Source organism: Psychrobacter sp. DM4 (assembly GCF_051307035.1).
GTDB lineage: Bacteria > Pseudomonadota > Gammaproteobacteria > Pseudomonadales > Moraxellaceae > Psychrobacter.
On the sequence record NZ_CP195536.1, the window covers coordinates 1746291 to 1762670 of the forward strand.

Genomic DNA, 16380 nt, shown 5'->3' on the forward strand with positions numbered 1-16380 from the left:
AACAATTACTATAAAACTAGTCGTTATCGCCCAATAGCTCAATGTGACCTGAGAGATGCGGCTTGTCGTTTTTTGCGCTATACAGACCGAACACACACTTATCCGATGCATCTTTAAGCTTGGCCATAGGTTCAGAGATTAACTCTACTTCTGAGGGCAAGAATATAGGCAGCTTAAAGGACACCTCAACCTTGCAAGCATCAGGCAAGTCGCCAATGAGCGCCAAACTTTTGGCCTTTGACCACATTCCATGCGCGATCGCTTTTGGGAAACCAAAGGCGCGAGCAGATAAAGGATGCAAGTGGATCAGATTAAAGTCGCCTGAGATAAAGGCATAACGACGACCGATATCCTCTGGCACCTCAAAGATACTGTGTACGCCGTCCTCATCAATCATAGGTTTAACTGTCACTTGGCGCGGTGCGCTTTTTTTACTGGTGCTTCCCGCTTTTTTGCTGCGAGATAGATACGTTGATGTTCCCTGCCAAACCGTATCTTCACCTGATTTAACAAGGGTGACAAAGTCAAACTGCTGGCCTTGATTATGCTCACGCAGATTATCAAAAGCAACAGACATGGTAACCGTTTCGCGCTCACCGATGGGGCGGTACTGAGTGACACTGTTGTCCACATGGACCAAGCCTAGCATCGCAAAAGGAAAGGACTCTTTGACCATCATATTCATCTGTAGCGCTTGTGATAATACAGAAAAATAAGTAATCGGTATTTTACCATTGTCAAGAAAGCCGCAAATCTTGCGATAATCGTCCAAGTTGCCTTGATCGATATGTAAGTTTTCGACATAATAAGTAGCGTTTGGTAATGAGTCTTTGCTGGCCTTTTCACCGATAGGTAGCAGGCTTTTGATAATATTAGCGTAAGTGGTATGCGCTTTTGGCAACGCATCAAAATATTTGTCTGGCATAAGTCAATCCTAGTGAGGCAAGTTTAATAACTGTAAAAAATCTAAAGCAAATTGGGTTGATGTCGCTAGCAGCAGTTCCTGTTTAAAAAGAATCAAACACGCCTTCCGTTTGTGTTTTTATCATAAAAAAGCCACCCTAGGGCAGCTTAATTTATATTTATTAGTAATAATTTGTGATTTTATATTAATTTAGTCAATACTATCAACAATTTAACATATCTTAGAAAGAGTAAGTCATTAAGCACCTAATAAGCTTTGACCACATACGCGTACCGTATTACCGTTCAAACCGCCAGAGGCAGGCGAGGCAAACCAAGCGATAGTCTCAGCCACATCGACTGGCAGGCCACCTTGGCTCATTGAGTTCATACGGCGACCTGCTTCACGAATAGCAAACGGAATAGCTTCTGTCATTTGCGTCTCAATGAATCCTGGCGCAACCGCATTGATCGTCATACCCTTGTCATTAGCATCTAACTGCTTGGCCGTTGAATTGACTAGGCCGATAACGCCAGCTTTTGAAGTCGCATAATTGGTCTGACCCATATTACCTGCGATCCCTGAGATTGACGAGACACAAACGATACGCGCATCATTCTTTAAGACATCATTATCAAGCAAGTAGCGATTGATTCTGGCAATACTACCTAAATTGATGTTGATGACCATATCCCACTTTTGCTCATCCATATTAGCAAGCGTCTTATCACGAGTCACGCCAGCGTTATGAATGACAGCATCAAGTCCGCCACGTTTTTGCGCGGCTTCTGCAATCTCTTGACCTGCATCGTCACTAGTGATATCAACCGTTAGAACGGAACCACTAATCTCACTTGCGACCTTTTGCAAGTCCGCTTGCTGCTGCGGGACGTCTAGACAGATCACGTGAGCGCCTTCACGAGCCAATACGCGTGCAATCGCTTCACCGATACCGCGACTAGCGCCTGTCACTAGCATCGTTTTGCCAGCAAGTGGCTGCGTCCAATCGATATCAACCGCATTGCCTGCGCTGACACGAACGACCTGTCCTGAGACATAAGCTGAGCGTGCTGAAGTAAAGAAGCGCAAGGTTGACTCTAGATTATCTTCAGCGCCCGCACTAACGTAAACAAGCTGCGCTGTAACACCGCGCTTAAACTCTTTGCCTACTGACTTAACGAAACCTTCAAGCGCACGCTGTGCCAATGCGGTTTCGATATCATCGATAGATTCTGGCGGACGACCAATGATGATGACGCGACCTGATTTTTCTACGCGGCGTGCAACCGTATGGAAGAACTCATAAACCGCTTTTAGACCCTCTGCGCTACTGATATTACTGGCATCAAATAACAATATTTTAAACTTATCTTCGCTACCAGTATTGGCTTTTGCTTCAATACCAGCGTCGGCGAGCACCTCTTTGATATCATCACTACTATTGACGAATACTTCAGCATGTAGCTCTGATAAGATACGGCCAATAGACGCGCTTACGCGGTTGTCTTCACCTGCAGCGGCGCCTACGAGCACGCTACCGCGCACTAAACGTTGACCACTCTCAAAACGATCAAGGGTCACAGGCTGCGGCAAACCAAGGTTTTTGGCTACTTTTTTACCTAGCGAAGATTGAACGAAATCACCATAACGGTCTGACATAGTATGCTCCTATTAATGAAAATTTAAGTATTTATGCTTATTAAAATTTGTCCTATTGAAAATGTGTCCTTATCATGTCGGTAAGAACCGCTTACAACCAAGACTTGAGTTAATTAATTCAGATGGCTTATTATAGACTGATAAAGTGTCCAGTCATATAGACACGGCAGTTACTTTCTACTGCTTTAAAAAAGGCAGGCTTGTGCTAAAATAAACACTACAAATTATAGCTAACTGATAAAGATATAACAATATGTTATCAAAGCTACCGATTCGTCTCTCTTTGTAGTTCTACTTCGCCTATATTCTATATGAAAAAGACTCCCTGTTAGTTTATAGAGACGATCTGCAGGATATAAGCGCTTTAGTTTGCTAATAAGCTACACTTTGAAGCAAAAAAATCATTATTATAAGTACCATTTATAGACACAAGGCGCTTGCACTTGATCAGAGTGCTAAGTTAGATTTTATTTTTCAACCTACATATATGAGGACAAGATTATGAGCGACAAAAAAGACAGCCCAATTGTTGAAAGCACCGTTGTAAAAGGCAACGCTACAACTGAAAAAACGATCGATAAAAACGCTTCTGCTAGCAAAGACACCGCAAAAGCGAATGATTCGGGATTCAACTCTATTGCTGATCTCAAGCAAGCGACCGATATTGTTGACGCTGATGGCAAACCTGTAAACGATCAAGCCAAAAGCGACGACGCTGAGAAGAAAGCTAAAATCAAAGCCGATATAGCTCTCGAAAACGTTGAGGCTGAAGAAGCCAAATCAAAGGTAGCTTCATCTACTCAAAGCAAGGAAGCACCAAAGGCTAAGAGCGAATCTAAAGCTGACACCAAATCAGAAGCTAAAGCAAGTAGTAAGCCTGATACTAAATCAGATAATAAATCTACTGCTAAGCCAAAAACTGAAGACAAAATGGGTAGCAAGGCTGAGTCAAAGCCAGCTGCTAACACCAAAAAAGACGACAAAGCTGTTGATACCAAAACGATTTCAGCTAGCAAACAGACAAGTGCTAAGCCTAAGAAAAAGTCCAATGCTACGTTAAGCTCTAATCAGCAACGCGTTGCGGTCATCGGTGGTAACCGTATCCCATTTGCACGCTCTAACGGTACTTATGCTGATGCTAGTAACACTGACATGCTAACCGCTGCCTTGAACGGTTTGATCGAGCGTTTTGATTTGCAAGACGAAGTATTAGGCGAAGTCGTCGCAGGCGCAGTCATGAAACTTAGCCGCGATATTAACTTAACTCGCGAATCAGTACTCAATACTGCGTTGGATCCACACACGCCATCGTACGATATCTCGCAAGCTTGCGGTACTGGACTTCAAGCCACTTTTGCCTCAGCGAACAAAATTGCATTAGGTCTTATTGATTCTGCTATCGTTGGTGGTGTAGATACTACCTCAGACGCGCCTATCGCTATTGGTGATGGTCTACGTAAAGTCATAATCAAATTGGGCGCCGCCAAAAACAATAAGCAGCGTCTAAAAGCACTTATGGGTCTCAACCCTAAAGACTTAATCGATGCGCCGCAAAATGGCGAGCCACGTACAGGTCTGTCTATGGGCGAGCATCAAGCGATTACTGCGCTTGAGTGGAACGTCAGCCGTGAAGCTCAAGATGAGCTGGCCTTTAACAGCCATCAGAACCTTGCTCGCGCTTATGACGACGGCTTCTTTGACGATCTACTCACCCCGTACAAAGGTCTGACTCGTGATAACAACTTGCGTCCGGATACTACTCTAGAAAAACTAGCTAAACTCAAACCTGTGTTTGGCAAAAGAAATGCTAATCCTACGATGACTGCTGCCAATTCTACGCCGCTGACTGATGGTGCCTCTTGTGTACTACTTGCGAACGATGAGTGGGCAAAAGAGCATGGTCTAAAGACTTTGGCTTATATTGTCCATCAAGAGACTGCTGCGGTTGACTTCATTGGCAAATCTGGTACGACCGAAGGTTTGCTCATGGCACCAGCGTACGCCGTACCGCGTATGCTTGAGCGTGCTGGTCTTACCTTACAAGACTTCGACTTCTATGAGATTCATGAAGCCTTTGCCTCGCAAGTCCTCTCAACGCTAGCGGCTTGGGAAGATGAGAGCTTCTGTAAAGAGCGCTTGGGTCTGGATGCGCCACTAGGTTCAATCGATCGCAGCAAGCTCAACGTTAATGGTTCATCGCTTGCCGCCGGTCATCCGTTTGCTGCAACCGGTGGTCGTATCTTGGCTACTGCTGCTAAACTGCTCGATCAAAAAGGTTCAGGTCGCGTACTTATCTCTATCTGCGCCGCTGGCGGTCAAGGTGTAACTTGTATCTTAGAGAAGTAGTCTGCAATAAGATACAAAGACTCGTAACGTACAGCGTAATTATCACTAAAGGTACTGATTGATCCGTTCAGCCAGTACAGACGCTTTCCTAAAAACGCTCCTTAATTTATATTAAGGGGCGTTTTTTTGGATGCTATATTTGTCACAATAAAAAACCTATAATAGGTTTTTGCAGTCATTATTCAACTGATTAGAGGGGGAGTCTATGGGTATATTACGCTCGCTATTGAATAAAATTAAACATACTATAGTTGGTCATGAGGAGGATATCGTGACAAAACCACTCTTAACGCGTCAGCCTCAACCCTTAACAGTACAACCGCACACGAATAAAAAAGTGTTAGAGCAGACGGCTATTACTCAACGCATTGATAAAGATGTCTTGAATGACGATCTACGGCGCAAGATGCATCAAGACTTAATTGACACTTATGATGAAGAGCTTGAAAACGAAATCGATGACTACATGCGCGATTTGCGATTTGATGGGCATGTGATGAGTAAGCAGGAAAAACTTGATAGGCAAACTTACTTTCAAGAATTGGTACGTTTGCAACGTGAGCTCATCAAATTACAAGATTGGGTCGTTGATAGCGGCGAGCGTATTGTGGTGGTGTTCGAGGGACGTGATTCTGCGGGTAAAGGCGGTGCGATTAAGCGCATTACTCAGCGCTTAAATCCACGGGTTTGTAGAGTCGCCGCCCTACCTGCACCCACTGAACGTGAGCAGACGCAGTGGTACTTTCAGCGCTATGTGGCGCACCTGCCAGCGGCTGGCGAGATTGTACTGTTTGATCGAAGCTGGTACAACCGTGGCGGCGTTGAGCATGTTATGGGGTTTTGTACAGATGCGCAGTACGAGGAGTTTTTTCAATCAGTACCTGAGTTTGAGCGTATGCTAGTGCGTTCAGGGATACGTCTGGTTAAGTATTGGTTTTCGATTACTGATGATGAACAACATTCACGATTTATGAGCCGTATCTATGATCCGCTCAAACAGTGGAAGCTCTCACCAATGGATTTACAGTCTCGTAGACGCTGGGAGGACTATACCAAAGCTAAAGAAACTATGTTTGAGCGTACCCATATACCAGAAGCGCCTTGGTGGGTCGTTGAAGGTAATAATAAAAAGCGCGCGCGGCTCAATTGTATTGCGCACTTATTAGATCAGATCCCCTACAAAGAAGTACCGCGTGAGGAGGTAGAGCTACCTGAGCGCAAACGCGATGATGAATATTACCGCGAGCCTATTCCTGATGATATGTACGTGCCACCGCGTTACTAAGCATAGCAAAAGCGGTTGAAGCGCTCTACATTGTATAAGTCGACTGCAGGCTATCGATCTTGCCTGCTAACAAGCGCTCAATCTCGTTCTTGATTCTTTGTCCTGCAGCGTCCGAACCGATTTGTACCGCAAATCCAGAAGGACGATTGGCTTGCGCTTTTGAATTGATCCAAACCACTTTGCCGTTCATCGGCAAGCGCTCACTCGAATTGGGCAAAGTTACCGCAATGAATACCTCGTCGCCCAATTGCTGAACACGATTTGAGGGCACAAATAGAGCGCCATTACTGACAAAGGACAAATAGCTGGCATATAGCGTCGCTATGTCTTCGATATGACAAGTCAAAATACCGCCGCGTCCAGGCATAGCCATCCTAAGCTCCTCAGATATAGTAATCGTAAATAATATTAACGGTAAACAGCGTGCACATTAAAGTAATGCTTAAGTTATAACTGTGCAAGATCTTGCATCAGCTTATCATAAGCGAATTTTTCTTGCACGTTCTGATGTAGCGACACCTTGATACCTTGTAGGCTGAGCGTTAGACTATTAAGCGCACTGTCAGAAGGCTGATACTTTGCAAGCGGCGCTGACATATCAACATCTCGTTGCATACTCTCAAGTCCAAGACTGATGCGGCGTATATCGAGTAGCATGAGCTCTGATAGTTTAATAAATTCGGTAATACTTAACTGAGACTGCCAATAGTCGCTCGCCGCTATGCTGCTACGCTTGCCTACGCGTAGTGCTTGCCATGTCGTCATCCATAATGTGCGTTTATTATACCAAGGCGCTTGCGCCAAACTGATCGCTGCAATTGGTGCGCCATTCGCCAATTGTAATAATTGCGTTATGGCACTAGGACCAACCGCTTCACGATTAATCGTGCTACCCAACTTGTCAGTGACATAATCATGAGCGATTTTGTGATCTATAGTTTGTAATGGCAATTGTTGCACGCGGCTTTTGATCGTTGGTAGTAGCTGCGCTGGCACATCACTAATCAAAATAAGATGTACCTGAGATTGCGGCTCTTCTAAAGTTTTGAGGAGCGCATTGGCCGCTGCAATCGTCATCTGCTCGGCATGATCTAAAACGCAGATACGCATGCCCTGCCCACCCTGATAAATGAAAGGTTGCATAGCACGAATATCATCGACTTTTATCTTGAGAGTTGCTTTACTAGCTGCTTTGGCAGATTTGCTACTTTTGGCTTTGCTCTCTTGTTGGCTATGATCAGCGCTCACTGGCAAACTTGCGGTAGGTAGTACTTGTAAGCTTGGGTGCGTGCCAGATCGTAGCCATTGGCAACTCTTGCACTGACCACATGCCCCTGACGGGTGACTACGCTGCTCGTAACAAAGTAACCAAGCCACTAAACGCCAAACAAAAGCGCGTTTGCCCATACCTTGCATACCTGCGGCTAGTAACGCAGGTGGTAGGTGATTAGGCGGGGTTAATGCACGCTCTGTCAGCTGTGCCCACAATCCTTGTTGCCAAGGCAATAGTGGCGCAAAGTAAATAGCGTCTGTAGATGCTGTCGTATCTGTCATAGTTATTGCCATACCTTACCGCTTAGTACATCGCTTAAATATCAGAACCCTGCTCGTATTACTTAGACCATTTCTAATTGTGTTTTATAAAGTAGTATTTTGAAATTCACTTAAACTCATAGCATTTAGACGATCTAGATCGTCTTGAGTATCTACGCCTGCTGGCAGCTGAATATTGGCCTCAGCGATAGCAATACTCCCCCCATTCTCCAAGATGCGTAGCTGCTCTAAACTCTCAAGTCTCTCAAGCGGGGTCTGCGGCCAGCTTATGAATTGCTGTAATAATTTAACGCGGTACGCATAGAGACCTAAATGACGGTATGCCTCTTTGGGCGCTGATCTGTTTGAGCGGCTACTGTCACTTAAACCTGTCAGACTACTATCTGCTAGGACCAAGTCACGATCGCACGGAATAGGTGCGCGGCTAAAATAAAGTGCGCGCTGCTGCTCACCATGGGTATGACTGACCACTTTGACGACAGAAGGCCTTGCAAAAGTCTCGTAGTCCTCAATAGGCTCATATAAGGTTGCCATAACGCTGTCATCGTCCGCCACTAGCAAATTTTTGACTTGCTCTAATAACAGCGGCGGCACTAACGGCTCATCCCCTTGCATATTAATAACAATATCCTGAGCCGCCCAGCCTTTTATTTTAGCAACTTCAGCTAAGCGATCTGTACCTGACACATGGTTAGCATTGGTCATTACTACTTCAAACCCAGCTTTGGTACACACGGCCGCGATACGCTCGTCATCAGTTGCAATACACATATCATCGGCAAAATGAGCGGATCTTGCCTTTTGCGCGACCCATAATATCATGGGGATGCCATGTATCATGAGTAACGGTTTACCAGGCAAGCGCGTGCTTTTGTAACGTGCTGGAATGACGATATGAGTTTTGGCAGATGATGAGTGAATGGACATAAACGGCTCCTACGGTATAGCTTGGCAATCATAAAGTTGGCAGGTAACGCCCTTATAATCAATAGTACAGCAGTTAAACGATATCATCTGCTATCCTTGGCATATATATTCAAGGCTTGTAATTGTCGTTGTAATGCTTGATAACAGCTATCAGATAATACTGCGCTTACGGGTAATACCCATAGTCTATCGATAATCTCTTGATACTCAGCACTCAGATTTTGCTCTTGCATAAGTAACGCTCGTATCTTAACCGCATCTTTGCTAGTAACGATAATAGGATACTCTTGATACTGGAGTAGCTCTGTGAGACTAAAATTATAATGATCAGGATAAGGATGTTCGACAACCTTGAACCCTAGAGTCTTTAGCGTCTCAAAAAATCGTCTGGGATAGCCGATACCACTGACCGCATGCACTTGGCTACTGGATTTAATATTATCCTTGGCATCGGGTGCAGCGCTATGTGCTGTGTCTTCACACTGCCATAAGCGCTCTAACTTATTAGGTGACAAACTCATAGTTAGTAATGAGGACGCAGCCAAAGTCTCTGTCTCATCTGGCCTTTTATGGTGCACAACGCAAGCGTCTTGCAAGCGTGACATCGGCTCACGTAAAAACCCCGTCGGCAGTAGCTGTCCGTTACCAAACCCGCGGCTGCTATCGACAACTATCCATTCAATATTGCGCTCTAACGCATAATGCTGCAAGCCGTCATCTGCGATAATCAGCTGTAGCTCTGGGTGCGCTGCGAGTAGAGTCTCAATCGCTTGTTGACGATTGGGACAGACGCTCATGGCAACACGCGTTGTACCTACGATCAAACAAGGCTCATCGCCAACTTCGCTTGGGAGACTGCTTGCTTCAACCAGCGCTGGCATCAGGCTACTATCACCGCCATAACCACGGCTAATAACACCGACTTTTATTTGCTGCCGCTGTAAATGCTCAACCAAAGCAATAATTAAGGGGGTTTTACCACTACCACCTACGGTGATATTTCCGATCACCATGATGGGAATGGGCGCACGGAAACTGCTGAATATACCTAGCTTATAGGCTTGGCGGCGTAGCAACGTAAGCAAACCATACAGCCAACTTAGTGGCAGTAATAGCCAAAGCCAAGGCGCTTGTCTTTGCCAAGCCTCGGTCATTGTCTTGTCTACGTTCATAAAGCTACCATCTACCTATCAATACTGTGGACGTTACCAATACTAAGAACCATTTTTAATCAAAGTTATGACGTGTTCTAGTAATTTACCGTTACGGTTATTCAAAATCTCGCTCATACATCTGTGCGTAATGTCCTTGTAGAGTCATCAGCTCACTATGAGTGCCTAGCTCTACGATTACGCCTTTGTCCATCACTGCGATACGATCAGCGGACTCAATAGTTGTAAGTCTGTGAGCAATGACTAAAGTAGTGCGGTTTTTCATGACATTATCAAGCGCTTGCTGAATATAGTACTCTGACTCATTATCGAGCGCACTTGTTGCCTCATCCAATATCAATATTGGCGCGTTTTTGAGCAGAGCGCGTGCAATTGATAAGCGCTGACGTTGACCACCAGATAGCTGTAGACCTTCAGCGCCAATCTCGCTCTGATACCCCTTTGGCATCGCCATAATAAAGTCATGAGCAAAGGCATCTTTTGCAGCTCTTTCGACCTCAGATTGTTTTTTATTGGCCAGACTACCATAAGCAATATTGTTTAATACCGTCGTATTGAACAGCACCACTTGCTGATTAACGATAGCGATCTGCGCGCGCAAGCTCTCAAGCGTGATGTCTTCAATGGCCATACCATCCATCGTGATCTGACCTGAAGACGTCGTCAAGGTACGCGTCAGCAGATTCACCAGTGAGGATTTACCAGCGCCGCTACGTCCTACTAGCGCGACAGTCTCACCTGACTTAATGTCTAGGCTGAAATTGGTCAGCGCCGTCGTTGAGTCAGGGTACACTAGACCCACTTTATCTAGACGTATGTCACCTGATAGCTTTGGATTAAGGCTGCCAGTATCAGCCTCTTCTGGTTCATCAAGTAATGCAAATATAGATTCGCCTGCAGCGATACCTTTTTGCAATTTTTGATTGACGTCGGTCAAAGAGCGCACAGGCTTACTGAGGAGTCCGGCCGCTGCAATGTAGGATATAAACTCGCCTGCTGAAAAGTTACTAATGACCTGAGGACGTAATGCCAGCCAGACGACAACTGACATCGCCATCGCCATTAGAAGCTGAACCGCAGGGGTATTAATACTGTTAGTGACGACTATTTTCATGCCCTGGCGTAAATTTTTGAGGGAGGTTGCATTAAAGCGTTTTGCCTCATAGCTTTGACCGCCGTAGTTTTTGACCACATGATAGCCGCTAATGACCTCGTTAGTGATGTGACTGACCTCACCCATGGTCTGCTGTATACCCTTAGATAGCTTGAGGTAGCGCTTAGATGCTATTCGAATCAGCCACAAAATTGGCGGTAGCACTAAAAATAAAATTAACGTCAGACGCCAATTGCTATAAAGCAAAAACCCCATTAAGGCGACAACGGTAAGGCCATCACGCAACAAAGTTTTAAGGGAGTCCGTACTTGCCGCTGTTACTTGCTCAACATCGAAGATAAGCTTGGAGGATATCGTACCAGCTGGGTTTGCCAAATAGAACGAGCTTGGCAAACGTAGCAGTTTATTGAATACCTGTACGCGTAGCTCATATACCAAGTTTCGCGATACCAAAGCTGTGTAATAGTTACCTAAAAAGCTACCAATACCGCGTATCAAAAATAACAAGATAATCAATAGGGGAAATAAGTTCTGTTTGGCCTGATCGCCTTGATTGATAGCGTCAGTGATATATTGCAAAAGTTTAGCAATCCAAATCTCAGTACCCGCATTAATAGCGAAACCCAACACCGTTAGCGAAAGCGCCCACCAGTAAGGTTTTAGATACCGAAGCAGACGCAATAATGTTTTGTGTTTGGGAATACTAGTGCGCTCATTCGCCAAAGCGACATGCTCTTTGGGATGTGTTTTTTTATTATTAGCTTTAAAAGCTTGGCTCATAAAAGCCTCAGTTTTGGTATGGATAGGTATCACACTTATAAAATAAGAATGACTTAATGATAAAAATAGTAATCAAAACATCTAGGGCATTTTCAGATAGGACATGGTCAAAGCACATATTATTGCGACATTGGCTGACCTAGTGGGACAACTGTGCTGATATTCAAATTTAAAAATCCAAGCTTGCCTGCGACATCCATGACTCTAACGACAGATTGATGCGTTGCATTGCCATCTGCGGCTATCACAAATAGCAAATCACGATTACTGCCCGCTTCTTGCTGTACCATACTCATCAGCTCAGCCTCGCTGCTATTGGCAAGGCTTATGCCATTGACCAAATAACTGCCATCCTCTTGGACTGCGACCTCAATCGTATCTTTTTGCTCAGCTTGCGCTACTCCTTCAGCTTCTGGTAGCACTAGGTTTAGGCGGCTATAGTGATTGAATGAGGTTGCTAAGAGCAAGAATACAATTAGAAACAGCAAGCAATCTATCATAGGCGTTAAGTTAATGTCGAGTGGCTCAACAGTAGGTTTTCTAAAACGCATAATGATCTCAGCTTCTTGGAATAGTCTCTAACTAAATTGTATTCATCTTTGCAGTAGACGCACCGCTATTCGCATGTAGTGCTTCACTAATTACTTTTTCGCTAATTACCTTGTTGATACTAGACGTTGTCGTGGGCGTCTCACCCGGTATAGATCCTAATAGCTGGTAATCATATAACTCTTGCACCATTAGTCCCGCTTGGGTCTCAAACTGAGCATTGATATCGACGATGCGGCGCTGAAAATAACGATATGCAACCAGCGCTGGTATAGCGACAATCATGCCCGCAGCGGTAGTAATGAGCGCCTGCGATACCCCTGCGGCAAGCAATGTCGGATCTTGCATCGTGCTATCTGTGATCGCTAAAAACGAAGATATAATACCTAAGACAGTCCCTAACAACCCAAGTAGCGGCGCAATTGCCCCTATAGTGCCAAGCATGTTTATATTCTTTTCAAGCTCATGTATCTGTACACTTGCGCGGTTTTGCATGTGCATGGTCATGGACTCAAGCCCATACTGACGATAGAGCAAACCGGTGGCTAGTATGTCGCCCAAAGGAGTGTTTTCTTTGACGTTCATCAGTTGCGTGCGGCTGATACTACCACTATCACGCAAACGGGTGATGAGCTGCTCTCGCAATCTATTTGGAGCCATTTTGCTAAACTGAAGCGTATAGCTACGCTCAATTATAATAATCAGAGCGACTATTGAACACACAACGATAGGTGTCATCAACCAACCGCCCGCCTTTACCAGCTCCCACATAATGACTCTCTTACTATTTTTATTCTAAGAAACAACTTGATTGTAGTATTCAAACGAGATACTAGCTGATTATGAGTAGGCGCAGACCAAATCTAACGTTGCGCTTCTATATATTTGATAATGGCGGAAAGCTCATCTTGATTATGAAACATAATCTCAACACTACCCTGTCCGTCTTTTTTATGTTTGAGTTTGACCTCAGCGCCTAACGCATCAGTCAAACGCTGAGTCAAACGCTGCGCATCATGAGCAGGCGACGGCTCAGTACGACCGGCTTTAGGCGTAGGGTTTAGGATAGATTTAACCAGTTTTTCGGCATCACGAACGGTCATATTACCATCGATAATCTTTTGCGCGATGATAGGCTGCTGCTCGGATGATAAGGCGAGCAAAGTGCGGGCATGACCCATATCAAGAGCGCTATTGGCGAGGTGGTCTTTGACGGTATCATGCAATTGATTGAGCCGTAGCAAGTTTGATACCGTGGTACGTGCTTTGCCCACCACCTCTGCGATCATGGCATGGCTCATACCAAACTCGCTATGAAAGCGTTGCAAAGCGGCCGCTTGCTCAATGACAGATAAATCTTCGCGCTGAATATTTTCGATAAGCGCAAGTGCGATTGCTAGCTCATCAGATAGCGCGCGTTCTATCGCCGGAATGACAGTCTTACCTGCCATTTTTGCGGCGCGCCAGCGGCGTTCGCCCGCGATGATCTCGTGCGTAACCAAATCATTGCTTTTATTTTCAGTGGCGAGCAGTGGACGAATGACGATAGGCTGCATAATACCATGCTGCTCGATTGAAGATGCAAGCTCGGTCAACGCCGTCTCACTCATATCACGGCGCGGCTGGTACTTACCTGCTTGTAATAAACTGACCTCTATCTGTACTAAGCTGATTTGATCTTCAGTACCATTTTTATCTTTATAAGACTTGTTCGCAGTACGCGGCGCACGACTATTAGTACTGCCAGTAGCGCTATTTTGTTTTGTACTGCCCTCTTTTGTACTGGTATTAACGAGTGATGTTTTTACCTTTTTACTACTTTTAGGCTCACTACTGGATTTGGACTCAGCAAGGGTTTGGGCAGTTGAGATATCCTCTGGCAAAGCACCATCACGCATGGCCATATCATCTTGTAAGGCGGTAGCGGTCATTTGCTTTTCTTTTTTGATTGACCCAAGTAAGGCATCAAGACCTCTATTGGCAGCCAATCCACGTTTCTTTGCCATGATTCCCAATTCCTTTAACACTAAAATAAAAGCTCGATTATAACCGATAATAAATGAAAGCGACGTCTAATGACAGAAAAACGATGGCAATATTATTTACCAAGCGTTCATTTGACTCAGCCAAAAAATGATTCAATCTTACAAAAAGGTGTCTTTAAAGAAGTCGATAAATAGTTACTTTTGCACACCAAAGTAGCGTATTTATTTGCTTTGTTTAATGACTTCTGCGGCCAATTTTTGGTAAGCGCGCGAGCCTTTAGACCATTTCTCGTAGGCAATGACTGGCATGCCATGGGCAGGCGCTTCTGCTAAGCGCACATTTCTTGGGATATGAGTTTTGTACATAGTATCGCCAAAATGGGCTTCAAGCTCAGCCGATACATCGCGAGCCAAAGTATTTCGCGCATCAAACAGTGTTCTGACAACGCCTCGAATATACAGCGATGGGTTAAGCTCCGTTAAGCGCTCAATCGTTTGCGATAGATCAGCCAACCCCTCTAGCGCATAGTATTCACATTGCATAGGAATGATGACCCCATCTGTTGCCACCAAAGCGTTAATAGTCAAAAGATTCAGACTTGGCGCGCAGTCCATTACCACATAGTCATAGGGTTTGCTTTGCGTCTTAGCTTGATGCTGAGTCAAAGCGGTCATCGCCGTCTTTAGCAGCTCATGACTGTTGGTCTGACCCATCAAAGTCGTATCCATACCCGCAAGCTCACGGTTAGCACCGATCACATCGAACCCTGCAGGACTTTTCACTCGTGCGTCTTGTAGCAATACGCCATCGAGCAAGACGTCGGTAATACTCAATGCCAAATCGTTTTTGTCGAGACCTGTGCCAGAGGTTGCATTGCCTTGTGGATCTAAATCAATTAAAAGAACACGCTTGCGTTTGGCTGCAAGGCTTGCTGCCAGATTCACCGCTGTCGTCGTTTTGCCAACGCCACCTTTTTGATTCGCAATTGCTATGATTTCCATAAACTCACTCGATATTATTAATATAGGTCTAGCAGATAAGGACTACTTTATAAATTAAGTCTCTTTACGACTCATCTCAATTAAGTGCCGACTATCATGCAATCTAGGGACATTTAGCTTTATCGTCTTGATTTGCCATTCTTCTTCTAACGATTGCTTTTCCTGCTCTGTTGGCGATTTGCCTTTCATTGCACATAAGTGCCCGTTAGACTTTAGTCGTGGCTGCGCCGCTAGTACAAAATCATTTAAACTGGCAAAAGCGCGCGAAGTGACCACATCATAGTTAGCCTCATGCGCCTCAATTCGAGAGGCGATAGGCTGCACATTGCTAAGTCCAAGCTCACTACTAATTTGCTTAATAAAGCGTATCTTTTTTTGGTTGCTATCTAGAGCAGTGCAATGGCGCTCAGGCTCACAAATAGCAATAATGACCGCAGGTAGACCTGCTCCTGTACCGATATCGAGTAGGGTTCCTGCCGGCAGATGCGGAATAATCGCTAAGCAGTCGACGATGTGTTTGGTCAATGCCTCTACTGGGTCAGTAATCGCCGTTAGGTTGTACGCTTTATTCCATAGTAAGAGCTTATCTAAGTACAATAATAGCGTGCGCTGTCTCGATGCGTCGAGGTTTAGTGTCAAATCTTTTACCGCCTCTGACAACATGTCTGCAAGTTTGGGTAATTGCGCGCCTATTTTGACAAAACCTGTGCTATCGAGTCCAGAAAAACCTTTAGGGTCATTCGATTTATGAGCGGGTTTAGTACTCGCATTTGGGGAGACTGACATAAAACAATGCGTCCGATTTTGGCCTGTGAAACCTCTATTTTATCATGGGGTTTGCACGTTGAATAGTTTGAGATTGCGCTGATGTCCGTCATCTTATACTATCTTTGAGCGAAGTGATGCGTTATTCGTCTTTTCTGTCTTTTCATAAATGACATATAATGCCATCCTCTTGGTTTGTTATCAGTGCTGAGCGGTAGTCACTTGAGGAATCTGTTATGCTATGTCAAATTAATACTTAAACATAAAGATACGCAAGTATCCTCTTAAAAGTCCTTGTCCATAATACCTATCATATGTCGCTATCTGCCCTGTCATGG

General features: G+C 44.8%; 14 protein-coding genes. 2 read left to right on the forward strand and 12 right to left on the reverse strand.

Annotated elements, in window-relative coordinates:
• Positions 1-16: 16 nt before the first annotated feature.
• Positions 17-925, reverse strand: a complete 909-nt coding sequence (locus ACR64G_RS07390) for a MaoC/PaaZ C-terminal domain-containing protein (protein WP_435978673.1) — start codon at positions 923-925, stop codon at positions 17-19.
• Positions 926-1162: 237 nt separating this feature from the next.
• Positions 1163-2563: a 3-oxoacyl-ACP reductase gene (locus ACR64G_RS07395; protein WP_435978674.1), complete on the reverse strand. Its 1401-nt coding sequence runs from the start codon at positions 2561-2563 to the stop codon at positions 1163-1165.
• Positions 2564-3493: 930 nt separating this feature from the next.
• Between ACR64G_RS07395 and ACR64G_RS07400 the strand changes: the two genes are divergently transcribed.
• Together ACR64G_RS07400 and ppk2 are read left to right on the forward strand one after the other, a co-directional pair.
• Positions 3494-4909: an acetyl-CoA C-acetyltransferase gene (locus tag ACR64G_RS07400; protein ID WP_435980677.1), complete on the forward strand. Its 1416-nt coding sequence runs from the start codon at positions 3494-3496 to the stop codon at positions 4907-4909.
• 271 nt (positions 4910-5180) lie between these two features.
• On the forward strand, positions 5181-6194 hold the full coding sequence (ppk2, locus tag ACR64G_RS07405) for a polyphosphate kinase 2 (RefSeq protein WP_435978675.1): 1014 nt from the start codon (positions 5181-5183) through the stop codon (positions 6192-6194).
• A gap of 25 nt (positions 6195-6219) precedes the next feature.
• On the opposite strand, the gene ACR64G_RS07410 is transcribed toward ppk2, so the two are convergent.
• The 10 genes from ACR64G_RS07410 to rsmG all read right to left on the reverse strand — a co-directional run bounded on the left by ACR64G_RS07410 (position 6220) and on the right by rsmG (position 16063).
• The gene (locus ACR64G_RS07410; protein ID WP_435978676.1) at positions 6220-6567 is read right to left on the reverse strand and encodes a PilZ domain-containing protein; all 348 of its coding nucleotides are present in this window, start codon (positions 6565-6567) and stop codon (positions 6220-6222) included.
• Between the two features lie 74 nt (positions 6568-6641).
• Complete coding sequence (locus tag ACR64G_RS07415) at positions 6642-7760, reverse strand: DNA polymerase III subunit delta' (RefSeq protein ID WP_435978677.1); 1119 nt, start codon at positions 7758-7760, stop codon at positions 6642-6644.
• 72 nt (positions 7761-7832) lie between these two features.
• Entirely contained in the window at positions 7833-8675 is an 843-nt protein-coding gene (gene kdsB / locus ACR64G_RS07420; RefSeq protein WP_435978678.1) for a 3-deoxy-manno-octulosonate cytidylyltransferase, read from the reverse strand.
• A gap of 83 nt (positions 8676-8758) precedes the next feature.
• Positions 8759-9847 carry a tetraacyldisaccharide 4'-kinase gene (gene lpxK / locus ACR64G_RS07425; RefSeq protein WP_435978679.1) on the reverse strand — a complete coding sequence of 363 codons (1089 nt, stop codon included), beginning with the start codon at positions 9845-9847 and terminating at the stop codon, positions 8759-8761.
• Positions 9848-9944: 97 nt separating this feature from the next.
• Positions 9945-11741 carry a lipid A export permease/ATP-binding protein MsbA gene (gene msbA / locus ACR64G_RS07430; RefSeq protein WP_435978680.1) on the reverse strand — a complete coding sequence of 599 codons (1797 nt, stop codon included), beginning with the start codon at positions 11739-11741 and terminating at the stop codon, positions 9945-9947.
• A gap of 119 nt (positions 11742-11860) precedes the next feature.
• A complete protein-coding gene (locus ACR64G_RS07435) occupies positions 11861-12292 on the reverse strand; it encodes an ExbD/TolR family protein (protein ID WP_435978681.1) in 432 nt (143 codons plus the stop codon).
• A gap of 31 nt (positions 12293-12323) precedes the next feature.
• Positions 12324-13061, reverse strand: coding sequence for a MotA/TolQ/ExbB proton channel family protein (locus ACR64G_RS07440; RefSeq protein ID WP_435978682.1), 738 nt, complete (start codon positions 13059-13061; stop codon positions 12324-12326).
• Positions 13062-13153: 92 nt separating this feature from the next.
• The gene (locus tag ACR64G_RS07445; protein WP_435978683.1) at positions 13154-14296 is read right to left on the reverse strand and encodes a ParB/RepB/Spo0J family partition protein; all 1143 of its coding nucleotides are present in this window, start codon (positions 14294-14296) and stop codon (positions 13154-13156) included.
• Between the two features lie 201 nt (positions 14297-14497).
• The gene (locus tag ACR64G_RS07450; RefSeq protein WP_435978684.1) at positions 14498-15277 is read right to left on the reverse strand and encodes a ParA family protein; all 780 of its coding nucleotides are present in this window, start codon (positions 15275-15277) and stop codon (positions 14498-14500) included.
• 54 nt (positions 15278-15331) lie between these two features.
• Complete coding sequence (gene rsmG / locus ACR64G_RS07455; RefSeq protein ID WP_435978685.1) at positions 15332-16063, reverse strand: 16S rRNA (guanine(527)-N(7))-methyltransferase RsmG; 732 nt, start codon at positions 16061-16063, stop codon at positions 15332-15334.
• Between the last annotated feature and the right edge of the window lie 317 nt (positions 16064-16380).

Coding starts and splice junctions, on each gene's coding strand:
- ACR64G_RS07415 (WP_435978677.1), bottom strand. CDS start 7,760: ATGGCAATAACTATGACAGATACGACAGCATCTACAGACGCTATTTAC.
- ACR64G_RS07400 (WP_435980677.1), top strand. CDS start 3,494: ATGGGTAGCAAGGCTGAGTCAAAGCCAGCTGCTAACACCAAAAAAGAC.
- ACR64G_RS07450 (WP_435978684.1), bottom strand. CDS start 15,277: ATGGAAATCATAGCAATTGCGAATCAAAAAGGTGGCGTTGGCAAAACG.
- msbA (WP_435978680.1), bottom strand. CDS start 11,741: ATGAGCCAAGCTTTTAAAGCTAATAATAAAAAAACACATCCCAAAGAG.
- ACR64G_RS07410 (WP_435978676.1), bottom strand. CDS start 6,567: ATGGCTATGCCTGGACGCGGCGGTATTTTGACTTGTCATATCGAAGAC.
- ACR64G_RS07390 (WP_435978673.1), bottom strand. CDS start 925: ATGCCAGACAAATATTTTGATGCGTTGCCAAAAGCGCATACCACTTAC.
- ACR64G_RS07435 (WP_435978681.1), bottom strand. CDS start 12,292: ATGCGTTTTAGAAAACCTACTGTTGAGCCACTCGACATTAACTTAACG.
- ACR64G_RS07440 (WP_435978682.1), bottom strand. CDS start 13,061: ATGTGGGAGCTGGTAAAGGCGGGCGGTTGGTTGATGACACCTATCGTT.
- kdsB (WP_435978678.1), bottom strand. CDS start 8,675: ATGTCCATTCACTCATCATCTGCCAAAACTCATATCGTCATTCCAGCA.
- rsmG (WP_435978685.1), bottom strand. CDS start 16,063: ATGTCAGTCTCCCCAAATGCGAGTACTAAACCCGCTCATAAATCGAAT.
- ACR64G_RS07395 (WP_435978674.1), bottom strand. CDS start 2,563: ATGTCAGACCGTTATGGTGATTTCGTTCAATCTTCGCTAGGTAAAAAA.
- ACR64G_RS07445 (WP_435978683.1), bottom strand. CDS start 14,296: ATGGCAAAGAAACGTGGATTGGCTGCCAATAGAGGTCTTGATGCCTTA.
- lpxK (WP_435978679.1), bottom strand. CDS start 9,847: ATGAACGTAGACAAGACAATGACCGAGGCTTGGCAAAGACAAGCGCCT.